The sequence below is a fragment of the Paraburkholderia lebeckiae genome (assembly GCF_014201005.1).
Taxonomy (GTDB): Bacteria; Pseudomonadota; Gammaproteobacteria; order Burkholderiales; family Burkholderiaceae; genus Paraburkholderia; species Paraburkholderia tuberum.
This window is the reverse complement of the sequence record NZ_JACHDK010000002.1, coordinates 582,497-599,628: the sequence shown is the minus strand read 5'-3', so window position 1 is coordinate 599,628 and position 17,132 is coordinate 582,497. Positions and strand designations below refer to the sequence as shown.

General features: G+C 66.4%; 13 protein-coding genes. 5 read left to right on the top strand and 8 right to left on the bottom strand.

Translation table 11 applies throughout. The features are described 5' to 3' along the window. Nucleotides 1-84: 84 nt before the first annotated feature. Nucleotides 85-363, top strand: coding sequence for a DUF2866 domain-containing protein (locus HDG39_RS05960; RefSeq protein WP_184004015.1), 279 nt, complete (start codon nucleotides 85-87; stop codon nucleotides 361-363). Between the two features lie 70 nt (nucleotides 364-433). Here the strand turns inward: HDG39_RS05960 and HDG39_RS05955 are convergent, their stop codons facing one another. Further along, entirely contained in the window at nucleotides 434-1,489 is a 1,056-nt protein-coding gene (locus tag HDG39_RS05955) for a CaiB/BaiF CoA transferase family protein (protein ID WP_184004013.1), read from the bottom strand. Nucleotides 1,490-1,597: 108 nt separating this feature from the next. Next, on the bottom strand, nucleotides 1,598-3,553 hold the full coding sequence (locus HDG39_RS05950; RefSeq protein WP_184004011.1) for an ATP-binding cassette domain-containing protein: 1,956 nt from the start codon (nucleotides 3,551-3,553) through the stop codon (nucleotides 1,598-1,600). A 166-nt stretch (nucleotides 3,554-3,719) separates the two neighbouring features. On the opposite strand from HDG39_RS05950, the gene HDG39_RS05945 reads away from it, so the two are divergent. After that, nucleotides 3,720-4,199, top strand: a complete 480-nt coding sequence (locus HDG39_RS05945; protein ID WP_184004009.1) for a glutathione peroxidase — start codon at nucleotides 3,720-3,722, stop codon at nucleotides 4,197-4,199. Between the two features lie 10 nt (nucleotides 4,200-4,209). On the opposite strand, the gene cls is transcribed toward HDG39_RS05945, so the two are convergent. The 6 genes from cls to dapC form a co-directional block, all read right to left on the bottom strand. Next, nucleotides 4,210-5,685 (bottom strand): cardiolipin synthase, encoded by a 1,476-nt coding sequence (cls, locus tag HDG39_RS05940; protein WP_184004007.1) that lies wholly within the window; start codon nucleotides 5,683-5,685, stop codon nucleotides 4,210-4,212. A 201-nt stretch (nucleotides 5,686-5,886) separates the two neighbouring features. Then, nucleotides 5,887-6,771, bottom strand: a complete 885-nt coding sequence (gene prmB, locus HDG39_RS05935; RefSeq protein WP_184004005.1) for a 50S ribosomal protein L3 N(5)-glutamine methyltransferase — start codon at nucleotides 6,769-6,771, stop codon at nucleotides 5,887-5,889. Nucleotides 6,772-6,785: 14 nt separating this feature from the next. Then, nucleotides 6,786-7,925 carry a succinyl-diaminopimelate desuccinylase gene (gene dapE, locus HDG39_RS05930; RefSeq protein ID WP_184004003.1) on the bottom strand — a complete coding sequence of 380 codons (1,140 nt, stop codon included), beginning with the start codon at nucleotides 7,923-7,925 and terminating at the stop codon, nucleotides 6,786-6,788. 141 nt (nucleotides 7,926-8,066) lie between these two features. After that, entirely contained in the window at nucleotides 8,067-8,432 is a 366-nt protein-coding gene (locus HDG39_RS05925) for an ArsC family reductase (protein ID WP_018417635.1), read from the bottom strand. Continuing rightward, the gene (dapD, locus tag HDG39_RS05920) at nucleotides 8,432-9,259 is read right to left on the bottom strand and encodes a 2,3,4,5-tetrahydropyridine-2,6-dicarboxylate N-succinyltransferase (RefSeq protein ID WP_184004001.1); all 828 of its coding nucleotides are present in this window, start codon (nucleotides 9,257-9,259) and stop codon (nucleotides 8,432-8,434) included. The genes HDG39_RS05925 and dapD overlap by 1 nt, the downstream gene beginning before the upstream one ends. A 73-nt stretch (nucleotides 9,260-9,332) precedes the next feature. Continuing rightward, a complete protein-coding gene (gene dapC / locus HDG39_RS05915) occupies nucleotides 9,333-10,553 on the bottom strand; it encodes a succinyldiaminopimelate transaminase (RefSeq protein WP_184003999.1) in 1,221 nt (406 codons plus the stop codon). Nucleotides 10,554-10,926: 373 nt separating this feature from the next. Between dapC and HDG39_RS05910 the strand changes: the two genes are divergently transcribed. From HDG39_RS05910 to HDG39_RS05900, 3 genes are all read left to right on the top strand, one after another. After that, nucleotides 10,927-11,988 carry a DMT family transporter gene (locus tag HDG39_RS05910; RefSeq protein ID WP_184003997.1) on the top strand — a complete coding sequence of 354 codons (1,062 nt, stop codon included), beginning with the start codon at nucleotides 10,927-10,929 and terminating at the stop codon, nucleotides 11,986-11,988. Between the two features lie 184 nt (nucleotides 11,989-12,172). Next, nucleotides 12,173-15,691, top strand: coding sequence for a chromosome segregation protein SMC (smc, locus tag HDG39_RS05905; RefSeq protein ID WP_184003995.1), 3,519 nt, complete (start codon nucleotides 12,173-12,175; stop codon nucleotides 15,689-15,691). 113 nt (nucleotides 15,692-15,804) lie between these two features. Beyond that, the gene (locus HDG39_RS05900; RefSeq protein WP_184003993.1) at nucleotides 15,805-17,121 is read left to right on the top strand and encodes a cell division protein ZipA C-terminal FtsZ-binding domain-containing protein; all 1,317 of its coding nucleotides are present in this window, start codon (nucleotides 15,805-15,807) and stop codon (nucleotides 17,119-17,121) included. The last annotated feature ends 11 nt before the right edge of the window (nucleotides 17,122-17,132 follow it).

Below are 17,132 nucleotides of genomic sequence, written 5' to 3'. Positions count from 1 at the left end.
TATTGGCTGTAACCTGGCCGCCATACCTTTTTTCTAATCTGTAATGATATGCATCCCGTCTGATGCTCGAAAAAGGATCGCGCCTTGAAACTGTCTCGTGAAACCGCTGCCCACCATAACATCCAGGTGCGCGGCTGCCGGGTCTCCGCACCGATTCATCAGCCGTGGGGCGGCGCTTGCCGGATCGTCGAGTGGATCGACACCGCGGGTCAGATCTCGCGGCGGGTGGTGGCCGAAGACGTAACGGCCGCCGAAGTGCGTGCCACGATCAGCCGCCATGTGGAAGGCCGCAAGCACCTGCTGTACGACGACGAAAAGTCGCCGCGGCAAACGCTGCCGAGGCAGACGCCGACGCGGCGTTGACGGCGGCGGGTTTTTCGATTGACCGGGCCTTGATCTTCATTGCGCCCGCGTCGCGGCTGCGCCACGCGCATTAGGCCCCGTCGTCGTGTGAGTCGGCGGCGCTCGCGGCCACCGCCGCATACGCGTGCGGATTGAACAGCGGATGCTGCGCCGCTTCAGCGGGCGTAAGCACCGGCGACACGCAGCAATCGAGCGATTCCAGCGATTCCACCCATTCGCCGAGCGTGCGCGTCGCAATCAGATCGGCGACTTCCTGAATGAGTGCCACGGCATCGGGACCGCCGATCGCCTGACCCAGGCTCCAGTGACGCGTCGCCCATTCCGGCCGATCGAGCGCCATGCACAGCGTTTCCCAGAACTTCAATTCGAGCGCGCCGACCGCGAGCCAGCGTTCATCGCTGGTGCGGTAGAGGTTGTAGCAGGGCACGCCGCCGTTCAAGAGTCCACTGCCCGCGGCGGGCGCCGCACCTTCGTTGACGAGCGACACCTGCGCGACGAAGTTGTGCGCATAGCTCGTGTGCGTCATCGATACATCGACGAAGCGGCCCGCGCCGCCTCGCGCGACATGCCAGAGCGCGGCGAGAATCTGTGTGACCGCGCTCAATGCGCCGCCGAGCAGATCGGCGATCTGGAAGTTCGGCAGGATCGGCGCACCGTCGCGGTTCGCCAGTTGATCGAGCACGCCTGCGTAGCCGATGTAATTCAGATCGTGGCCGGCATGGTCCGCGAACGGACCGCTCGCGCCATATCCGCTGATCGCGCAATAGACGAGCCGCGGATTGGCTGCGCTGAGCGTCGCGTAGCCGAGCCCGAGCCGCTCCATCACGCCGGGCCGGAAGCTCTCGATCAGCACGTCGGCTTCAGCCGCGAGTGCGCGCAGCACCTGGCGTCCTGCTTCGGACTTGAGGTCGAGGCGCGTCTCGCGCTTGCCGCGATTGACCATCCGGTAAAACGCGCCGGGTCGGCCCGCGACACGATCGTTCGACGACTGCATCATCGTGCGAGTCGGGTCGCCCGCGCCGGGCGCCTCGATCTTCAGCACATCGGCGCCGAGCTCGGCGAGGCGCAGCGCGGCCACCGGACCCGGCAGCAGGCGCGTGAGGTCGAGCACGCGCAGTCCCTGCAACGGCGGCGCATCGGTTGCCGATGCAGCTGCTGATTCTGGGGCCGATAACCCGGACGATGAATTCGCAAATGACAAAGCCAAGCTCCCGTGGATGCCGGCGCGGTGCCGCTAGCCGATCTGTTCGAGTTCCTCGTGCGTCTCGAGCCATTCGGCTTCGAGCGTGTCGAGGCGCGCGTTCACGTCTGCCTGACGGCGGATCGCCTCCGTCAGCTTGCTCTTCTGCTCCGGTTCGTAACTCGCGGGATCGGCGACGAATGTATCGAGCGTCGCTTTCTCCGCGTTGAGTGCGTCCATTTCCTTTTCGATCTTCGCGATGCGGCTTTGCAGCGGCTTCTTCAGATGCGCGAGCTTCTGCCGCGTTTCCGCTTCGAGGCGGCGCTGCTCCTTGCGATTGACGTTGCTGTCGCCACTTGCCGCGCCGTTGGACGCTGCGTCCGGCGCACCGCAAGCATTGGCCTTCAGCGCGGCGCGCTGCTCGGCCGCATGCTGCAGCAGCCAGTCGCGGTAGTCGTCGAGATCGCCGTCGAATTCCTGCAGACGATGCTTCGCGACCAGCATGAACTGATCGGTCGTCGCGCGCAGCAGATGCCGGTCGTGCGAGACCAGGATCAGCGTGCCTTCGAATTGCGCGAGCGCCATCGTCAGCGCGTGGCGCGTTTCGAGGTCGAGGTGGTTGGTCGGCTCGTCGAGCAGCAGCAGGTTCGGCTTTTGCCAGATGATCAGCGCGAGCGCGAGGCGAGCCTTCTCGCCGCCCGAGAACGGCGCGATCTTCGCGGTCGTCATGTCGCCGGAAAAGTTGAAGCTGCCGAGGAAGTCGCGCAGCTCCTGCTCGCGCGTATCGGGCGCGAGACGCGCGAGGTGCTGCAACGGGGTGTCGTCCGGACGCAGCGTTTCGAGCTGATGCTGCGCGAAGTAGCCGATGCGCAGACCCTTGCCTTCGCGTACGTGGCCGCTCAACGGTTCGAGCGTGCCCGCGAGCGTCTTGATCAGCGTCGACTTGCCCTGGCCGTTCGCGCCGAGCAGGCCGATGCGCTGACCGTTCTGGATCGACAGCATCACGCGCTCGACGATCGGAATCTCGCTGCCGTCTTCGGCATGGTAGCCGCAGCGCACGTCTTCCATCACCATCATCGGATTCGGCGCGGAGTCAGGGGTGCGGAACTCGAACGTGAAAGGCGACGCGACGTGCGCGGGTGCGATCAGCTCCATCTTCTCGAGCGCCTTCACCCGGCTTTGCGCCTGACGCGCCTTGGTGGCCTGCGCCTTGAAGCGGTTGATGTAGCTCTGCAGATGCGCGACCGTGCGCTGCTGTTTTTCGTACGCGCTCTGTTGCAGCGCGATCTGCTGCGCGCGCAGCACTTCGAATTGCGAGTAGTTGCCGCCGTAGCGTTTGATCTGCTGGTTCTCGAGATGCTGCGTGACGTTGCAGACGGAATCGAGAAACTCGCGGTCGTGTGAGATCACGATCAGCGTGCCCGCATAGCGATTCAGCCAATCTTCCAGCCAGACGATCGCGTCGAGGTCGAGGTGGTTGGTCGGTTCGTCGAGCAGCAGCAGATCGGAGCGGCACATCAGCGCCTGCGCCAGATTCAGGCGCATGCGCCAGCCGCCCGAGAAGCTGCTGACCGGCTCGCGGGTCTGGTCGAGCGTGAAGCCGAGGCCGAGCAGCAACGCTTCGGCGCGAGCCGGCGCGGTGTAGCCGTCGGCGTCGGCGAACGCGGCGTGCGCTTCGGCTTCTGCGGCGCCGTCGTGCGCCGCGGAGGCCGAAGCGATGCGCGCTTCGATGTCGCGCAGCGCGGCGTCGCCGTCTAGCGTGTAGGCGAGGGCGGTTTTGTCGACGGCGGGCGTTTCCTGCGCGACGTGCGCGATGCGCCAGGTCGGCGGGATCGAGAAATCGCCGCCGTCCGCATGCAGCTCGCCGAGCAGCACGGCGAACAGCGTCGACTTGCCCGCGCCGTTCGCCCCGATGAGGCCGGCTTTTTCACCGGGGTTCAAGCTGAACGTAGTGTTGTCGAAAAGCGGCTTGGTGCCGCGTGCGAGGCTGAACTGATTGAAGCGGATCACGACGTGGCCGGCTGAAGAAAACCGCTATTTTAGACTGCCCGGCGCGTTGCCGGGCGCGCGGCGCCGATGGCCCGGCTGTCACTTTTCGCGCGGCCGCCATCCGCCATCCGGCAAACTGTATCGGCAGCGCTTTTGGCATAGACTGACGGCTTTCACAGGAGGGCACATGACATCGATTTATTCGTTCTCGGCACGCACGCTCGGCGGCGCGGAAGCGAGTCTCGCGAAGTACGAAGGCAAGGTGATACTGATCGTCAATACCGCGAGCGAATGCGGGTTCACGCCGCAATACGCGGGCTTGCAGAAGTTGTATGACGCGTACGCGGCGCGCGGGCTCGCGGTGCTCGGTTTTCCGTGCAACCAGTTTGGCAAGCAGGAGCCGGGCGACGCCGCGCAGATCGGCAGCTTCTGCGAGAAGAACTACGGCGTGACGTTTCCGATGTTCGACAAGATCGACGTGAACGGCCCGAACGCGCACCCGTTGTTCCGCTATCTGACGATCGAGGCGCCGGGACTGCTCGGTCTCGAGGCGATCAAGTGGAATTTCACGAAGTTTCTGATCGGCCGCGACGGCAACGTCGTCAAGCGCTATGCGCCGCTGACCAAGCCCGAGGCGATCACCGCGGATATCGAAGCGCTGCTGTAAGCGGGCACGCCTACAGGATCGGCGAAAAGAGCCGCGCGACGTGCATCAGCATGCGTCGCAGCGCGTTCGACTTGCGGTACTCGTCGCGGTCGATTTCGCGCGACTCGGCAAAGTCGTCGAGCAGCATCGTCTCGACTTCGAGCGCGAAGCCGCGGTCGACGGTCAGCACCATGATCTCGAAGTTCAGGCGAAACGAGCGGTTGTCGAGATTGGCGCTGCCGATCGCGGCCGCGCTGCTGTCGATCAGCACGACCTTCTGATGCAGGAAGCCCGGCTGATAGCGGAAGATGCGAATGCCCGCGCGCAGCGAGTCGTACGCATAGAGCTTCGACGCCGCGAACACCACGAGGTGATCGCGCCGGCTCGGAATCAGGATGCGCACGTCGACGCCGCGCAGCGCAGCCAGGCGCAACGCAGCGAATACGGCTTCGTCGGGGACGAGGTAGGGCGTCGTGATCCAGATGCGTTCACGTGCCGCGTTGATTGCTTCGACGAAAAACAGCGAGCAGGTCTCCTGCTTGTCGGCCGGGCCGCTCGGCAGCACGAGGCAGTGCATGTTGTTCGCGGCGCGCTCGTTGGTGGCGGCATCCGCGGGTTCGTCAACCGAATCGGCGGCCGGCGCGTCGAACTCGGGCAACTGCTGCGTGGCCCAGTACCAGTCCTCGATAAAGACGAACTGGATGCTTGCGACTGCTGGCCCGCGCACTTCGATGTGCGTATCGCGCCACGGCGACAGCGGCGGCTTCGCGCCCAGATATTCGACCCCGACGTTATGACCGCCGACAAACGCGCGCTCGCCGTCGACCGCCACGATCTTGCGGTGATTGCGGAAATTCAGTTGCAGACGGTTGACGAAGCGGCGGTTCGTGGCGAACGGCTGCATCTCGATGCCGGCGGCGCGCAGCGCCGCAACGTAGCGGTGCGGCAGATCGAAGCTGCCGATACTGTCATACAGGAAGTAGACCCGCACGCCCTGTTTGGCTTTGGCGATCAGCGCGTCCTTCAGCATGTCGCCGAGCGCGTCGTCGCGCACGATGAAGAATTGCACGATTACATAGCGACGCGCGTTCTCGATCGCCTCGAAGATCGCCTCGAAAGTCGCCGTGCCGTTGACCAGCGTGCGCACGGTATTGCCTGGCAGGAACGGCATGCCGCCGAGGCGCGTCAGCGAATGCACGAGCCGCGAGCCGAGCTGCTGCGTCGGCACCCCGGCCGACGACGCCTGCGTGTCCCACACCTGCGGATGCGCGCGCGTGCGCAGCAGCTCGTTCTCGACGCGGCGCGCGTCCGCGTAGCCGGCGAACTTGCTGCGGCCAAGGAACAGGTAGGGCACGAGCGTCAGATAAGGCATCGCGACCAGCGACACGGCCCATGCGATCGCCCCTTGCGAGGTGCGGGTATGGAGAATCGCGTGAGCGGCCGCGATGATGCCGAGAATGTGGGCAAGGAGAACCAGCGGGCCGACGTGAAGCAGATCGATTGTCATAAGCTCGCGAACAGTTGGCGAAGCGCCGTGGTTCAGGAAACGGAGGCGGGCACGGGCTCGCTCCGTGGTCTGCGGCGAACGCGTCGGGCAACGGGCTCAGGCTGCGGTTGCGGGCAAGGCCACGCGCTGTCGCGGCGATTGCTCGTGACCCTGCCTGAGAAACGCGCTTGAAACGAAGATCAAACGGTCAGCATGCCGGACTCAGACCGGCAAGTCGCTGCCCTGGATCAGAAACACGTTGTCGTCGCCGGCGCTGGTCGACAGCCACACGAGGTCGAGACCGCCGAACGCCGCCTCGACGTGCTCGCGTTCGTTGCCGATCTCGATGACGAGCACGCCGTCTTCGGTCAGCCAGTTGCGCGCGTCGGCAATGATCCGTCGCACGATGTCCATACCATCGGCGCCACCCGCGAGCGCCATCTCCGGCTCGTGCTTGTATTCGGCCGGCAGCTCCTGCATCGACGTGGCGTTCACGTACGGCGGATTGCTGATGATCACGTCGTAGCGGCGCTCGGCGAGCGGCGCATACAGATCGCCTTCGAACAGCGCGATGCGCTCGTCGAGGTGGTAGTCCAGCACGTTGCGCGTCGCGACTTCGAGCGCGGGCGCGGACAGATCGACCGCGTCGATGTCGGCGTTCGGGAACGCGTGCGCGGCGAGGATCGCGAGGCACCCGGAGCCGGTGCACAGTTCGAGCACCGCGCCGACCTGCTCGGGGTCCTCGACGTACGGCTGCAGGCCGTCCTGCAGCAACTCGCCGATGAACGAGCGCGGCACGATCACGCGCTCGTCGACGTAAAAGCGATAGCCGTGCATCCACGCTTCCTGCGTGATGTACGCGGCCGGTACGCGTTCGGCGGCGCGTCGCTCGATCACTTTCAGCACCGCCTCGATTTCGGCCGTGGTCAGGCGCGCGTCGAGAAACGGCTCGAGCAGGTCGAGCGGCAAATGAAGCGTGTGCAGGATCAGGTAGGCGGCTTCGTCGTAGGCATTGGCCGAGCCGTGGCCGAACGACAGTTTGGCCTCGCTAAAACGCGACACTGCATAACGCAGCAGATCGCGGACGGTGCAAAAAGGAAGCGTCATCGCAAGGTTCCAGGTTACGCGATCAGTTGTTCGAGCACGCGGCGATACACGTTCTTCAGCGGCTCGATATGGGCGACTTCGATATGTTCGTCGATCTTGTGGATGCTCGCGTTCAGCGGACCGAACTCGATCACCTGCTCGCAGATGCGCGCGATGAAGCGGCCGTCCGACGTGCCGCCGGTGGTCGACAGCTCGGTGTCCACGCCGGTTTCGTCCTTGATCGCTTGCGCGAGCGCGCTCGACAGCTCGCCGCGCGGGGTGAGAAATGGCAGGCCGCTCACGGTCCATTGCAGTTCGTATTCGAGGCCGTGTTTGTCGAGAATCGCATGTACGCGCTTTTGCAGTCCTTCGACGGTGCTCGCGGTCGAGAAGCGGAAGTTGAACATCACGTCCGCATGGCCGGGGATCACGTTGGTCGCGCCGGCGCCGCTGTGGAGGTTAGACACCTGCCAGGTGGTCGGTGGGAAATATTCGTTGCCTTCGTCCCAGCGCTCGGCGACGAGTTCGGCGAGCGCTGGCGCCAGCACGTGCACCGGATTCTTCGCCAGATGCGGGTAGGCGATATGGCCCTGCACGCCCTTGACGATCAGCTTGCCCGACATCGAGCCGCGCCGGCCGTTCTTGACCATGTCGCCGAAACGTTCGCTCGACGTCGGCTCGCCGACGATGCAGTAGTCCATGCGCTCACCCCGCTGCTGCAATGCTTCGACGACCTTGACGGTGCCGTCGGTGGCGGGGCCTTCCTCGTCGCTCGTGATCAGGAACGCGATCGAGCCGCGGTGCTCGGGGTGCGCGGCGACGAACTCCTCGCTCGCGACGACGAAGCCGGCGATCGACGCCTTCATGTCCGCCGCGCCGCGGCCGTACAGCTTGCCGTCGCGCTGGGTCGGCTCGAACGGCGCCGAGTGCCATTGTTCGAGCGGGCCGGTCGGTACCACATCGGTGTGGCCGGCGAACGCGAGCAGCTTGCCTTGCGTGCCGTCGACGCCGCGTTTGACGGCCCACAGGTTGGTCACGCCGTTGGATTCGATCGTCTCGTGCTCGAAGCCGAGCGCGGCGAGGCGCTCGATCAGGAGACGCTGGCAATGCTGATCGTCGGGCGTGACGGACGCGCGCGCGATCAGTTGTTCGGTAAGGGCGAGGGTGCCGGACATGGATTTAGGACAAGCCATTTTGAAATGAAAAAATGCCGGCTCGCGGTGAGGCACCGCAGCCGGCAACAGCCTTTGAACGACGCGGCGCGAGGCCGCGCGTTCGACTACCTCGTGCTCGAGCCCGGCGCTTCAGCGCCGCGCTCAGACAAACAGCGCCGCGTACTCATCCGCCGAAAAGCCGAGCGACTTCACCCGCCCGTTCACGACCAGCACCGGCCGCTTGATCACCGACGGCTTGTGGATCATCAGCGCGATCGCGCCCGGCTGCGTTTCCGCGGCCGCCTTCATGTCGTCGGACAGAGCGCGCCACGTCGTGCCGCGGCGGTTCAGCAGCGCATCGAGCTTGACGTCCTTGAGCCAGTCCTGCACGAGCGGCTCGGTCACGCCGGCCTTCTTGAAGTCGTGGAACTCGAACTCGACGCCGTGCTCTTCGAGCCATACACGGGCCTTCTTCACGGTGTCGCAGTTCGGAATGCCGTAGACGACGGTTTTGGTGCCGCGCGCCATCAATCGCCTCGCAGCAACTCGTTCAGGCCGACCTTCGCGCGCGTCTTCGCGTCGACCTTTTTGACGATGACCGCGCAGTACAGGCTGTGCGTGCCGTCCTTCGACGGCAGGTTGCCCGCCACCACGACCGATCCCGCCGGAATGCGGCCGTACGTGACTTCGCCGGTTTCGCGGTCGTAAATCTTGGTGCTCTGGCCGAGGTACACGCCCATCGAGATCACCGAGTTTTCCTCGACGATCACGCCTTCGACGACTTCCGAGCGCGCGCCGATGAAGCAGTTGTCTTCGATGATGACCGGGTTGGCCTGCAGCGGCTCCAGCACGCCGCCGATGCCGACGCCGCCCGACAGGTGCACGTTCTTGCCGATCTGCGCGCACGAGCCGACGGTGGCCCACGTGTCGACCATCGTGCCTTCGTCGACGTACGCGCCGATGTTGGTGTACGACGGCATCAGCACGACGTTCTTCGCGATGAACGAGCCGCGGCGCGCGATCGCGGGCGGCACCACGCGGAAGCCGCCGGCGGCGAAGTCTTCAGCGGTGTAGTTCGCGAACTTCGACGGCACCTTGTCGTAGAACTGGCTGTAGCCGCCGGCCGGCATCGGCGCGTTGTCTTCCAGACGGAACGACAGCAGCACGGACTTCTTCAGCCACTGGTTGACGACCCAGTCGCCGTCCTTCTTTTCGGCGACGCGCAGCGCGCCCTTATCGAGTTGCTCGATCGCATGGGCGACGGCTTCGCGCACTTCTGCCGGCGCGGCTTTCGGCGACAGTTCGGCGCGCTTGTCCCAGGCGGTATCGATGATGCTCTGAAGTTGTTGCGACATATGCGTGATTATCTGAAGGGTTGAAGTCTGAAGAAGGGGATGCCGTGTAGTTCAAACGAGGCTCAGGCTGCACTCAGTTGACACTGAGCGAGCGGCAGAATTCGACGATCCGCTGCGCGCCCGCCGTGCATTCGTCGACGTCGGCGACGAGCGCGAGGCGCACGAAATTGCGGCCGGGGTTCACGCCATGCGCGGTGCGCGCGAGGAACGAGCCCGGCAGAACCGTCACATTATAGTCGGCGTAGAGGCGCTGGGCGAACTCGGTGTCCGTGAGGCCGGTGCGCTCGACGTTGGCCCACAGGTAGAACGCGGCGTCGGGCAGGCGCACGTCGAGCACCTCGGCGAGCATCGGCGTGACGGTCGTGAACTTCCGCAGGTACCTGGCGCGGTTCTCGCGCACGTGCGTCTCGTCGCTCCACGCGACCACGCTCGCGCTCTGGAACACGGTCGACAGCGCCGTGCCGTGGTACGTGCGGTACAGCAGGAATGCCTCGAGAATCGCGGCGTCGCCGGCGACGAAGCCCGAGCGCATGCCCGGCACGTTCGAGCGCTTCGACAGGCTCGACAGCATCACGAGGCGCTCGAAACCGCGTCCGAGCTTGTGGGCCGCTTCGAGGCCGCCGAGCGGCGGCTTCGACTCGTCGAAATAGATTTCCGAGTAGCACTCGTCCGAAGCGATCACGAAGCCGTAGCGGTCCGATAGCGCGAACAGCTCGCGCCAGTCGTCGAGCGTGAGGACGGCGCCGGTCGGGTTGCCCGGCGAGCAGACGTACAGCAATTGCGTGCGGGCCCACACGTCGGCGGGCACCGCCGAGTAGTCGCACGCGAAGTTGCGCGCCGGGTCGCTGTTGACGAAGTACGGCTGCGCGCCGCCGAGCAGCGCCGCGCCTTCGTAGATTTGATAGAACGGGTTCGGACAGAGTACGATCGCAGGCTCGCCGTCAGCATCGCGGCGCGGATTGAGCACCGTCTGCGCGAGCGCGAACAGCGCCTCGCGCGAGCCCGCCACCGGCAGCACCTCGTTCAGCGGATCGAGCGGCGGCAGGTTGTAGCGTTGCGTGACCCATTTCGCGATCGACTCGCGCAGCGGCGCCGAGCCGAGCGTGGCCGGATACGCGGCGAGGCCACCGAGCGAATCGATGACGGCGTCGCGGATCAGCGGCGGGGTCGGATGTTTCGGCTCGCCAATGCCGAAGCTGATGTGCGCGAGGCCGGCCGGCGGCGTGAGGTCCTTGAAAAGCAGGCGCAGCTTTTCGAACGGATAGGGCTGAAGGGAGTCGAGTAGCGGATTCACGGACGAAATGGCCTGATCGGAATGGACGCGGATGAAAGGCGGGACAACCGGGCACGCGCGCCGGCGGGCGGCGGTGCATCAATCATGAATCGGCATCCCTGCGCGCGATGGACTGGCCAGCGACGAACCGGCCACCAGTGGCGGCGAACAGACGATTATAGCGTGGCGCGCCCGCGGACCAGGCGGGAGCCTGGCCCGCGGCGCGGGAGCAATCCGCGAGGCCGCGCACCGGGGCGCCGCGGCGGGAACGGCGCGAATCCGTCACGGTTCGCGTAAAAGAATACGCAGGAGCAGCAATGTACGCAGCAGTTCAGGAGACGGCAGGCTGGACCGTCATACGACCCGCCCACGACGCCCGTCGGAGTCCCGCCCCATGACCAACTGGCTTCGCAACGGCTGGCCGACGCTCGCGATCATGCTGGGCGCGTCGGTCTGGGGGATGGTCTGGTATCCGCTGCGGATGCTGGCCGCGCTCGGCGTGACCGGGACCGCCGCGAGCGCGCTCACGAGCGGCACCGGCTGCCTGTTCGTGCTGCTCGTGCGGAATGGCGCGCTGAAGACCGTGCGGTGGCACTGGCTGCTGCCGGCGCTCGCGCTTGCCGCGGGTGTCACGAATCTCGGCTTCGTGTGGGGCGCGATCCACGGTCAGGTGATGCGCGTGCTGCTGCTGTTCTATCTGACGCCCGCGTGGACCGCGCTGTTCGCGCATTTCATCCTGCACGAGCGCCTCACGTGGTCGGGCGCGGCGCTGGCAGCGCTGTCGCTCGCGGGCGCGATGACGATGCTATGGTCGCCGCGTCTCGGCATTCCGGTACCCGGCAATCCCGCCGAATGGGCCGGGCTTGCCGGCGGCATGGGCTTCGCGATGAGCAATGTGCTGATCCTGAAGACGAGCCGCGTGCTGCCGGACATGAAGCCCGAAATGCGCACCGCGGTGATCTTCGGCGGCGCGGCGCTGTTCGGCGCGCTCGCGTCGCTGTTCGAGCCGATGCCCGCGCCGCCGGTCGGCGCGCATCTCGGCACCGCGGCGCTGCTGGTGCTCGGTCTCGGTCTGCTGCTCGCGTCGAACAACATGCTCGTGCAATACGGGCTCTCGCGCGTGCCGGCCAATCGCGCGTCGATCATCATGCTGTTCGAACTCGTCGTGACGGCGTTGTCGGCGTGGCTGTTCGCCGGCGAAGTACCGGGCCCGCGCGAATGGGCCGGCGGCGCGTGCATCGTGCTCGCGTCGGCCTTGTCGAGCTGGGTGCATCGGACGAAATTGGCGCCGCCCGATCCCGCCATCGGGGATACGGACGGGCCCGGCGGCGACGACGGACGCGGTGGTCAATGCGGTGGCAAACGCGGTGACCACCGCGGTGACGAACCCGGCCCTGACGGCGACAGCGACGAGCACCGAAAGGGCGGTGAGAATCGTCCACGCGCGATGGTATGATTCCCCCTCATTAGCCGGCGCATGCGTACCTGCGTGTGCCTCAGATGTGCATGAGCGCATGCAGCCGGCAACCAAATTGCGAAGGCTCGCGAGGTTGCGTGGGGCCGTCCCGCTGCGGCGGTGAACGACTGGCGCAACCTCGCGAGCCACCTATCACTCTCTCTTTTCAAACAGCGAAATCGCCGTGCGGCTCACCTCGATCAAACTCGCTGGTTTCAAATCCTTCGTCGATCCCACGCATTTCCAGGTCCCAGGCCAGTTGGTTGGCGTGGTCGGTCCGAACGGGTGCGGCAAATCCAACATCATCGACGCCGTGCGCTGGGTGCTCGGCGAATCGCGCGCCTCTGAATTGCGCGGCGAGTCGATGCAGGACGTGATCTTCAACGGCTCGACCGCCCGCAAGCCCGGCAGCCGCGCGAGCGTCGAACTCGTGTTCGACAACGCGGACGGCCGCGCCGCCGGCCAGTGGGGCCAGTATGCGGAGATCGCCGTGAAGCGCGTGCTGACGCGCGACGGCACGTCGAGCTACTACATCAACAATCTGCCGGCGCGGCGCCGCGACATCCAGGACATCTTCCTCGGCACCGGCCTCGGGCCGCGTGCGTACGCGATCATCGGGCAGGGCATGATCGCGCGGCTGATCGAGGCGAAGCCCGAAGAGCTGCGCGTGTTCCTCGAAGAAGCCGCCGGCGTGTCGAAGTACAAGGAGCGCCGCCGCGAGACCGAGAACCGTTTGCACGACACGCGCGAGAACCTGACGCGCGTCGAGGACATCGTCCGCGAGCTCGGCGCGAATCTCGAGAAGCTCGAGGGGCAGGCGGTCGTCGCGACGCGTTATCGCGAGCTGCAAAGCGACGGCGAGGAAAAGCAGCGTCTGTTGTGGTTGCTGCGCAAGAACGAGGCGGCCGGCGAGCAGCAGCGCCAGCAACGCGCGATCGAGCAGGCGCAGATCGACCTCGAGGCGCAAACCGCGAAGCTGCGCGAAGTCGAGGCGGAACTCGAAACGCTGCGCGTCGCGCACTATTCGGCGAGCGACGCGATGCAAGGCGCGCAGGGCGCGCTGTACGAGGCGAACGCGGAAGTGAGCCGGCTGGAAGCTGAGATCCGCTTCATCGTCGAATCGCGCAACCGCGTGCAGGCGCAGATCGCCGCGCTGACCGCGCAGCGCGAGCAGTGGCAATCGCAGGCCGACAAGGCGCAGGACGATATCGCCGACGCTGAAGAGCAACTGGCCGTCGCTGAAGAAAAAGCCGTGCTCGCCGAAGAGAACGCCGCCGCGAAGCACGATGCGCTGCCCGCCCTCGAAGCGCGCTGGCGCGACGCTCAGGCGGAGCTGAACACCGAGCGCGGCGGCATCGCGCAGACCGAGCAGGCGCTGAAGCTCGAAGCCGCGCATCAGCGTAATGCCGATCAGCAGTTGCAGCAGCTGCAGCAGCGCCATGAGCGGCTGAAATCGGAAGAGGGTGGCCTCGACGCGCCCGACGAGGCGCAGCTCGAGGAGTTGCGCATGCAGCTCGCCGAGCACGAGGAAATCCTTCACGACGCGCAGGGCCGCCTCGCCGACGCGCAGGAAACACTGCCGCGGCTCGACGGTGAACGCCGCGCCGCGCAGGAGCGCGTGCAGGCCGAAAGCGCGCAGATCCATCAGCTCGACGCGCGCCTCGCCGCGCTCAGGCAGTTGCAGGAAAACGTGCAGACCGAAGGCAAGATCCAGCCGTGGCTCGACAAGCACGAGCTGGGCAGCCTGCCGCGTCTGTGGAAGAAGCTGCATGTCGAGGCCGGTTGGGAAACCGCGCTCGAAGCGGTGCTGCGCGAGCGCCTCGCCGCGCTCGAGGTGTCGAATCTCGACTGGGTCAAGGCGTTCGCAACCGACGCGCCACCGGCCAAGCTCGCGTTCTACGCGCCGCCCGCGGCTGGTCAGCCGGCCCCGGCGGCGGGCGCGCTGCGCTCGCTGCTGTCGCTCGTGCGCATCGAGGACGCGGGCATCCGCGCGGTGCTGACCGACTGGCTGGGCCTCGCGTTCGTCGCCGACGATCTGCAGCAGGCGCTTTCGATGCGCGCACAGCTGCCCGAGGGCGGCGCGTTCGTCGTCAAGGCGGGGCACGTGGTCACGCGCGTCGGCGTGCAGCTGTATGCGGCCGATTCCGAACAGGCCGGCATGCTCGCGCGTCAGCAGGAAATCGAAAACCTCGGCCGCCAGGTGCGCGCACAGGCATTGCTCGCCGACGAGGCGAAGGCCGCCGCGATCCGCGCCGAAGCCGCGCACACGCAAGCCGCGCAGGCGCTCGCCGAGCTGCGCCAGCAGGCCGAACGCGCGACGCAGCGGGTGCACGCGTTGCAGATGGACGTGCTGAGGCTCACCCAGGCACACGAACGCTACACGCAGCGCAGCACGCAGATTCGCGAGGAACTCGGAGAGATCGCCGCGCAGATCGACGAGCAGCGGGCGTTGCGCGCCGAGTCGGAAGCGAACTTCGAGCGTCACGACGGCGAGCTCGCCGAACTGCAGGCGCGCTTCGAAGACCACCAGCTCGCGTTCGAAGCACTCGACGAAGAACTGACGACGGCCCGCGGCGAAGCACGCGACCTCGACCGCGCCGCTACCGACGCGCGCTTCGCGGCGCGCAACATGGCGAACCGCATCGACGAATTGAAGCGCAGCATCCAGGTCGCGCACGAGCAGAGCGAGCGCGTCGCGGGCGCGCTCGAAGACGCGCGCGCCGAACTGGAAACGATCAACGAGCAGACCGCGCACACCGGGCTGCAGGACGCGCTCGACATCCGCGCCGTGAAAGAAGAGGCGCTGCGCGCCGCGCGCGTCGAGCTCGACGACCTGACCGCGAAGCTGCGCTCGGCCGACGAAACGCGCCTCACCGCCGAGCGCGCCCTGCAGCCGCTGCGCGACCGCATCAATGAATTGCAGTTGAAGGAGCAGGCTGCGCGCATCAGCGGCGAGCAGTTCGTCGAGCAGCTGGCCGCGGCCGGTGTCGATGAAGCCGAACTGCAAGCCAAGCTGACGGCGGACATGAAGCCGTCGTACCTGCAGGGCGAAGTCACGCGCATCAACAACGCGATCGTTGCGCTGGGGCCGGTCAACATGGCCGCGCTCGACGAGCTGAAGGCCGCGACCGAGCGTAAGAGCTTCCTCGATTCGCAGTCGGCCGACCTGACGAGCGCGATCGAAACGCTCGAAGACGCGATCCGCAAGATCGACGCCGAAACGCGCACGCTGCTGCAAAGCACGTTCGACGAAGTGAACCGTCATTTCGGCGAGCTGTTCCCGCGTCTCTTTGGCGGCGGCCAGGCGAAGCTGATCATGACCGGCGACGAAATTCTCGACGCCGGCGTGCAGGTGATGGCGCAACCGCCGGGCAAGAAGAATTCGACGATTCACCTGCTGTCGGGCGGCGAGAAAGCGCTGACCGCGACCGCGCTCGTGTTCGCGATGTTCCAGCTGAATCCGGCGCCGTTCTGTCTGCTCGACGAAGTGGACGCGCCGCTCGACGACGCCAACACCGAGCGTTTCGCGAATCTGGTACGGGCGATGTCGGACAAAACCCAGTTCCTGTTCATCTCGCACAACAAGATCGCGATGGAGATGGCGCAGCAGCTGATCGGCGTGACGATGCAGGAGCAGGGCGTCTCGCGGATCGTCGCGGTCGACATGGAATCGGCGGCGGGTTTCGCCCAGAATATCGCTTGAGTTAATGCTTTCGCGGGCATCCGCATCCAGCGCAGCGGCCTCGATGAGCGCCGCGCGGTACGTGGAGCGGACGAAAGGCCCGCGCGGATAGAAGAATTGCTGATGGAGCATGCATGGACGAGTTGACACTCGGTTTGATCGGCGCGGGTGCCGTGGTGGTGGGGGGCGTGGTCGTGTACAACGCGTGGCAGGGCGCGAAGGTGCGCCGCAAGATGCCGCGGTCGATGCCGGCCGAGACCGCCGAGAGCTTTGCGCGGGACGAGCATGAGGAGCAGAGCCCGTTCATCGAGCCGGCCCGGCCGACCACGCGGCGCGAGCCGAGCGTGAGCGCCGAGGCGGCGGCGGGCCCGACCGCGGCGCGCGTCGAGCCGACGTTCGGCGCGGGCGCCGCACCGCTCGATACACCGGCCGATATCCAGGCCGAGATGACGTCGCCGAACGGTTATCCATCGGCGGACGGCGATACCGTGGGCGAAGGCGAACATGCGGCGGCGCCGGGCGCGCACGCGGCGCGGCCCGCGGCCGAAGCGTCCGCGGCCCAGCCCGCGTCGTCCGGGCACGAGCGGGTCGAACCGATCCTGCCGGCCGCCACGACGATTTCGTCGGCGCCGCCCGCGATCGTCGATCGGCGCATCGACTGTATCGTGCCGATCCGGCTGAACGGCCCCGTGGCCGGCGACAAGATGCTTCCGCTCGCGCAGCGCCTGCGTCGGGCGGGCAGCAAGCCCGTGCACATCGAAGGCAAACCCGAAGGCGGCGGCTCGTGGGAGCTGCTGCAGAACGGCACGCGCTACGAAGAGCTGCGCGCGGCCGCGCAGCTCGCCAACCGTAGCGGCGCGCTGAACGAGCTCGAATTTTCCGAGTTCGTGACCGGCGTACAGCAGTTCGCCGATGCGCTCGACGCGGCGCCGGAATTCCCCGACATGCTCGAAACCGTCGCGATGGCGCGCGAGCTCGACGGCTTTGCCGCCCAGTGCGACGCGCAGTTGTCGATCAACGTGCTGTCGGACGGCGCGCCGTGGTCGGCCAACTACGTGCAGGCGGTCGCATCGCAGGACGGTCTGCTGCTGTCGCGCGACGGCACGCGTTTCGTCAAGCTCGACTCGCGGCAAAGCCCGGTGTTCATGCTGCAGTTCGGCGACACCAATTTCCTGCGCGACGATCTCACGTACAAAGGCGGCGAGATGATCACGCTGGTGCTCGACGTGCCGGTCGCCGACGAAGACATCCTGCCGTTCCGTCTGATGTGCGATTACGCGAAGTCGCTGGCCGAGCGCATCGGCGGACGCGTGGTCGACGACGGTCGCCGGCCGCTGCCGGAAAGCGCGCTGCTCGCGATCGAAAAACAGTTGATGACGCTGTACGCGAAGCTCGAACAGGCGGGTATTCCGGCGGGTTCGCCGGCCACGCGGCGCCTGTTCAGCCAGTAAGCCTTTTGCAG